The organism is Acidobacteriota bacterium (assembly GCA_012729555.1).
In the GTDB taxonomy this organism is placed as follows: domain Bacteria; phylum Acidobacteriota; class UBA6911; order UBA6911; family UBA6911; genus UBA6911.
On the sequence record JAAYCX010000089.1, the window covers coordinates 67,670 to 73,923 of the forward strand.

Here is a 6,254-nt window from a genome sequence, read left to right on the forward strand (position 1 = left end):
GGAGGACGCCTATTTCGGGTCGGAAAGCTCCTGGATCAGGAGCCGGAAGATGCCCTGTACGATCTCGATGTTGTGCGAGAGGAGGTCGAAGAAGTCCTGGGCCTCGATCTTCAGGGCCAGGGTCTCCTCCGCCGCCCGGGCGGAGGCGGCGCGCCGCTGGTCGGACAGGACCTCGTAGAGGCCGACCGCCTCGAAGGGGCCTGGCGAGTCGCGGTGCGCGTCCCCCTCGAGCTCCACGCGGCCTCCGATAAGGATGTAGATCGCGTCGGCCGGCTCTCCCCGCCTGAAGATCTGGTCCCCCCCGGCGAAGCGCACCTCGCGGGAGATGGCGGCCAGGTGGAGCAGTTCCTCCACGGTCGCCCGGGAAAAGATGTCGGCCTTCCGGAGCACCTCCGCGCGGCGGAGCACGGTGAAGCGCTCGGGCTCCGCCCGGCGGCAGGCCTGGGGTTCGTACTGGATCTGGTCCGACATCGCGTCTCCCTCCGGTCAGGCCGGCGCCCCGGCGACGGCCGCCCCGGGCCAGCGGCGCCGGGCGACGGCGTCCTGGGCGCATTCCCGCAGCACCGGGTCCCTGCTCCGGCAGAACTCCTCCAGAATAACCGAAACCGGGGCGTCGGGGGCCTCCTTTCTGGATTCCAGGAGCGGGAGGACCCATTTTCTCAGCGCGGCGGGCAGCGCGTTGTCCAGGTATTCGATGCCGTTGGCCCGCATGGCAGAGTCCTTTTCCAGGATCGCGCGGTAGGCCGCGTGCGCCGCCGCCGGCGGGAGCACAAGCCCCAGCAGCCGGAAGACGCGCTCGCGCCCCTGCTGGATCTTCTCCCGCAGGAGCTGCTCGAGCAGGTCCCCGGTCGGGTCCGGGTAGAGCTCGTGCAGGGCGTGTTCGTACCGGAGCGCCCGCTTCCCCTCCGCCCGGATGCGGCTCGTGACCGCCTTCTCCTCGAAGCGGAGGTCCCGGCCGCTGATGCGCAGGCGGTTCAGCGCGCCGATGGTGCGCAGCCCAAGCAGGCCGTCCTCCTCCTCCAGCGCTTCGGTCAGGATGTCCACCGTCCGCTGGCTCGGCAGCCGTCCCAGCACCAGCGGGATCTGCCTGCGGATCTCCATGTCCTCGAAGGGGTCGGTGAAGATGTCGCCCAGGGTGCCGAGGATCCGTTCGCCGTATTCCTCGAGCGCGCTGCGCGCCGCGCTCGAGGAGTCGCGCGCCGCCAGCATCCGCACCAGCACGGGCACCAGTTCTCGCTGCCCCGCCCGGCCCGCGGAGAGGATGGCTTTTCTCCGGACGGCGCGATCGGGGTGGGCCATCAGGCGCATGTGCAGCCCGACCACCGCCGGGTGGTGGATCTCCCCGAGCGCCTCGGCCACGAAGACCCATTCGGCCGAATCGTCGTCGAGCGGGCCGACGGCCATCCGGAGGTAGTCCCTGGCGGTCTGGATGTCCTGGGGGGGCGTGTGGTGCAGCAGCCCCGTCACGGCCGCCAGGCGCATGTGGATGTCGCCGGAGCGCAGGTGCTCGTCCGGGGCCGCCGGCGACTCCAAGGCCGGTCGCATGCTGTAGCCGCGCGCGAGGATCCGGGCCCTTATCCTCGGGTCCTCCTCCTCCCGGAGCGTCCGTTCGAGGTCATCGGCCGTCATCGGGAGCACGTCCAGCGCGCGGGAGCGGATCGAAGGGGAAGGGTGCCGCAGGAGGTGCGCCGGAATGAGCTCCCGCCGGCCGATGGCCAGCGCCAGTTCGATCGCGTACAGGACGACGTCCTCCTGCCTTTCCTCCAGCATGGCCCGGACCCGCTCGGTGGACTCGCGGTCGAGAAACGCGGCCTGCAGGGCGTGCCCCGGGAAGATCTGCCGCTCCGAGAGATTGGCCCGCAGGGTGGAGACGTGTTCCCGGCGGATGCGGACCGCCATCCAGAGCCAGAGTCCGAGCAGCCCCAGGTTGACGAGGCCCGTCCCCCGTGTCCCCAGCTGGAGCCCCCGGGTGAGGAGGAGCAGCAGCAGGCCCCCGAGGCCGTCGGCCAGGCGCGGGATCACCATGTCGATGGCGGACTTCACCTCGGCGCGCGCGGATTGCGGGATCGGCACGAAGAGGAGTTCGAGCGCGGGCTTGTCGATCGAGTGCCGCAGGATGCCGTCCCCCCCTCTCAGCAGCAGGGCGGCCCAGAGTCTCAGGGGAAAGGCCAGAAGGACCAGGGTACCGGAAAGAAGGGCGATCGGCAGGATGAGGAGGGCGACCCGGATGCCGTGCCGGTCGACGAGCCAGCGGCCGGCCAGGATCTGCAGCAGGAAGGAAGCCAGTCCCACCCAGGCGTAAAAGGAGCCGAAAAACGCGGTCAGGCGGTCGGCCGAGCGGATCGATTCCTGGACCGCCAGCTTGAACTGGAAATCGACCAGCAGCGTCACCACTGCTGAAAGTGCGAGCAGCCCCACGATCAGGCGCAGGTAACGGGACCGGAGGATCCTGCGCGCGACCGGTGCGAGTCCCTGCTCCCCCTTCAGGGAGTCGACGGCCGGCTGCGCCCGCTGGCACACCCGGCAGTTGCGGCAGAAGCGCCGGGAGAGGAGCCGGACGATGGCGATGCCGAGGACGGGAAAGACCAGGAGGAGGAGGATCAGGTTGTGCGTGCCGGCGCTCCGGACCGCGACGGCGGCGAAGACGCCGCCCAGGAAGGCCCCCAGGATCCCCCCGCTCCCCAGCAGGGGAAAAAGCCGGCGCGCCTGACGCGTGTCCAGGATCATCCCCGCCACGGTCCAGACCTGGGCGGTCACGATGATGCCGTAGATGCTGGTCCAGACGTAGAAGAGGGCGGGGAGCGCGTCCCACCCGCGCGGGGCCGCCCACCAGAACAGAATCAGGTTCAGGATGAAGAAGAGGAGGGTGGCCGTGATCAGCGTCGCCTGGCTGAGGCGCGCGGCCAGGCGGACATAGAGGGAGACGACGGCGCTGATGACCACGGCGATGGCCAGGTAGGCGTAAGGCAGGTTTATGGCGCCGTATTGGTCCAGAAAGAGAGAGTCGCGTACGGCCCGCGCGATGGTGAAGGAGGCCAGGGCCAGCATCAGGTAGAGGAACAGGAGCAGGAGGGGCTTTCCCTCCCCCCGCTGCACCTTCAGAAACGACCTGATCTGTTCCATAGAGATTTTCCGGCGGCCGAACTCCCCTGCTCTTCATAGACTACCAGAAATCCCCGCTCTTTTTAGCCCCTCCCCCGAGAACCTTGTAGAGGGTGACCCGGTTGCTCCAGCGGGCCAGCCGGAGCGACACGAGCTGCTGCCGGGCGGCGTAGAGCTCGCGCTGGGCGACGAGGACGCCGAGGTACCCGTCGATCCCGCTTTCGTACCGGGCTTCGGACAGGCGGTGGGTTTCCTCGAGGGTGCGCACCAGCGACTCGAGCGCCTGCTGCTGGGCCAGGAGCGAACCCCTGCGGCTCAGGGCGTCGCTCACCTCGCGGAACGCCGTCTGGATCGCCCGCTCGTATTCGGCGACGGCGATGTCCCGGTCGAAGCCGGCGGCGTCGTATTGCGCCCGGCGGGATCCGGAATCGAAGATCGGCAGCGACACCTGCGGCATGAAATTCCAGGTGCCGGCCCCGGGCTTGAAGAGCTCGCCCAGGTCCCCGCTGGTGATCCCCCCGGCGGCGGTGAGGGCGATGCGGGGGAAGAAGGCGGCGCGCGCCGCCCCGATGTTGGCCTGGGCCCCCTTCAGCCGGTGCTCGGCCATGAGGATGTCGGGGCGCCGGAGCAGTATCTCGGACGGCATCCCGGCGGAGATCTCCCCCAGGCGTGCGGCCGCTTCAAGGCTCGAGGGGAGGAGGTCCTCCGGCACCGGGGCGCCCACGACGAGGTCGAGGGCGTTTCTGTCGAGGTCCTCCTGGCCGGCGAAGCGGGCGATCTCCACCCGCGCGGCCTCGACCTGGCTCTCGGCCTGCCGGACTTCCAGGTCGTTGCCGATTCCGAGGTCGCGCGTCCGCCCGATCAGCTCGAGCGCTTCCTGCTGCGTCCGGAGGGTGGAGCGGGCGATCTCCAGGTTTTCCCGGTCCGCGGCCAGGGAAAGGTAGCCGTAGGCGACCGCCGCGACGAGCGAGACCTGGGTCGCGGCGCGCGCCTGCTCGCTCGCCAGGAACTGCTCCAGCGCCCGGCTCTCGAGGCTGCGGATGCGCCCGAAGAAGTCGAGTTCCCACGAGCTGGTTCCCAGCCCGACCGTGTATACGGTGACGGTCTGCGCCCCCCCGTCACCCGCAAGGTTTTCGGGGACCCGGTAGGCGTCGAGACTGGCGCTGGCGGCGACGGTGGGACGGCGTTCGGCCCCCTGGATCCGGTACAGCGCCCGGAACTTCTCGATGTTGAGGGCCGCCGCGCGCAGGTCGCGGTTGTTCTCGAGCGCCGTCTGGATCAGCGCGCGCAGGTTCGGGTCCCCGAAGAACCGTTCCCAGTCGAGGTCCGCGGGGACGGGGGCCTCCGCGGCGTCCGGCCGGGCGGCGTCCGCCGAAGGCCATTCCGAGGGGACCGGCGGCTGCGGGCGGGCGTATTTCCCGGGGCGGGGGCAGCCCATGACGAAAAGTGACATTCCGACAAGCAGCAGGGAGATGCATCTACGCTTCATGGGGCGCCCCTTTTTTGCGGCCGAACAGCCGGCTCACGATTACGAAGAACAGGGGGATGAAGAAGATGGCCAGGAAGGTGGCCGTGATCATCCCGCCCAGCACGCTGGTGCCGATCGCCTTCTGGGCGCCGGCGCCGGCCCCGGAGGCGATGGCCAGCGGCAGCACGCCGAACCCGAAGGCCAGCGACGTCATCACGATGGGGCGCAGGCGCAGCCTGGCCCCCTCCAGGGTGGCTTCGATCAGCCCCATCCCGCCTTCGACCCGGAGTTTCGCGAACTGCACGATCAGGATGGCGTTCTTGGTCGTCAGCCCCAGCACCGTCAGAAGCCCGATCTGGAAATAGACGTCGTTGGGCAGGCCGCGCCAGGTGGAGGCCAACACCCCGCCGATCACGCCGAGCGGAAGCGCCAGGAGGATGGTCACGGGGATGGACCAGCTTTCATAGAGCGCGGCCAGCACGAGGAAGATGGCGAGAATGGAGAAGGCGTAGAGCATCCCGGTCTGCTGCGAGGACATCCGCTCCTGGTAGGAAAGGCCGGTCCATTCGTGGCCGAATCCCTGCGGGAGCCGTGACGCCAGCTCCTCCATGACGTTCATCGCCTCGCCCGAACTCCGGCCGGGGGCGGGCTCCCCCTGGAAATTCAGGGACGGGAAGCCGTTGAACCGCTCGAGCTGCGGCGAATCGTAATACCAGTGGCTCGAGGCCAGGGCGGAGACCGGGACCATGCCGCCGGTCCGGTTGCGCACGTAGAAGTGGTTGAGGTGCTCCGGGAGCATCCGGAAGGGGGCGTCGGCCTGCACGTAGACGCGCTTGACGCGCCCCCCCTGGATGAAATCGTTCACGTAGGCGCTCCCGAACGCGGCCGAGATGGCGTTCTGGACCTCGCTTACGGAGACCCCCAGCGCCCCCGCCTTGTCCCAGTCGATGTCGATCTTGTGCTGCGCCGTGTCCTCCATCCCGTTCGGGCGCACCGAGACCAGGCGCGGGTCCTGCATGGCCATTCCCGTCAGCTGCAGCCGCGCCTCCATCAGCTTCTCGTGCCCCAGTCCCCCGCGGTCCTGCAGCATGAAGTCGAACCCCTTGGCCATGCCGAGTTCGATCACGGCGGGGGGGATGACGGGGTAGATCCTGGCGTTGCGGATCGAGGCGAAGACGGGTATCGCCCGGCCGACGATGGCGTCGGCCTTCAGTTCCGGCGAGTCGCGCAGGTCCCAGTCCTTGAGCTTGATGTAGACCATCCCCTGGTCCTGCCCCCTCCCGGCCGAACTCATGCCGGCGATGGTGAGGCACTCCTCCACCGTCTCCTTTTCGTTGTCGAGGAAATGGTTCCGGATCTTCTCCAGGACCTCGATCGTCTGTTCCTGGGTCGAGCCGGGGGGGAGCTGGACGAGCGTCAGCAGCACCCCCTGGTCCTCGTCGGGAAGGTAGCCGGTGGGCATCCTCATGAAGAAAAATCCCATCAGCGCGACGATCAGGACGAAGGCGCCGAAGTAGGGGAGCCGAAAATCGAGGATATGGGCCACGGCCGAACCGTAGCGCTCGCGTATCCGGGAGAACAGGCGGTCGAACCAGAGGAAGAAGGGACGGAAGAGGCGGAACCCGGTCTCGGCAGCCTCGTGCCCGCGCGCCACCGGCTTGAGCAGGTTGGCGCAGAGCACGGG

General features: G+C 69.0%; 4 protein-coding genes. All 4 read right to left on the minus strand.

The genetic code is table 11. The features are described from left to right. Positions 1-9: 9 nt before the first annotated feature. Positions 10-471: a Crp/Fnr family transcriptional regulator gene (locus tag GXY47_15185; GenBank protein NLV32484.1), complete on the minus strand. Its 462-nt coding sequence runs from the start codon at positions 469-471 to the stop codon at positions 10-12. Positions 472-486: 15 nt separating this feature from the next. Continuing rightward, entirely contained in the window at positions 487-3,123 is a 2,637-nt protein-coding gene (locus GXY47_15190) for a hypothetical protein (GenBank protein ID NLV32485.1), read from the minus strand. 40 nt (positions 3,124-3,163) lie between these two features. After that, positions 3,164-4,591, minus strand: coding sequence for an efflux transporter outer membrane subunit (locus tag GXY47_15195; GenBank protein NLV32486.1), 1,428 nt, complete (start codon positions 4,589-4,591; stop codon positions 3,164-3,166). Beyond that, on the minus strand, positions 4,581-6,254 hold a 1,674-nt coding region (locus tag GXY47_15200; GenBank protein NLV32487.1), incomplete at its 5' end, for a multidrug efflux RND transporter permease subunit. The genes GXY47_15200 and GXY47_15195, both read right to left, overlap by 11 nt.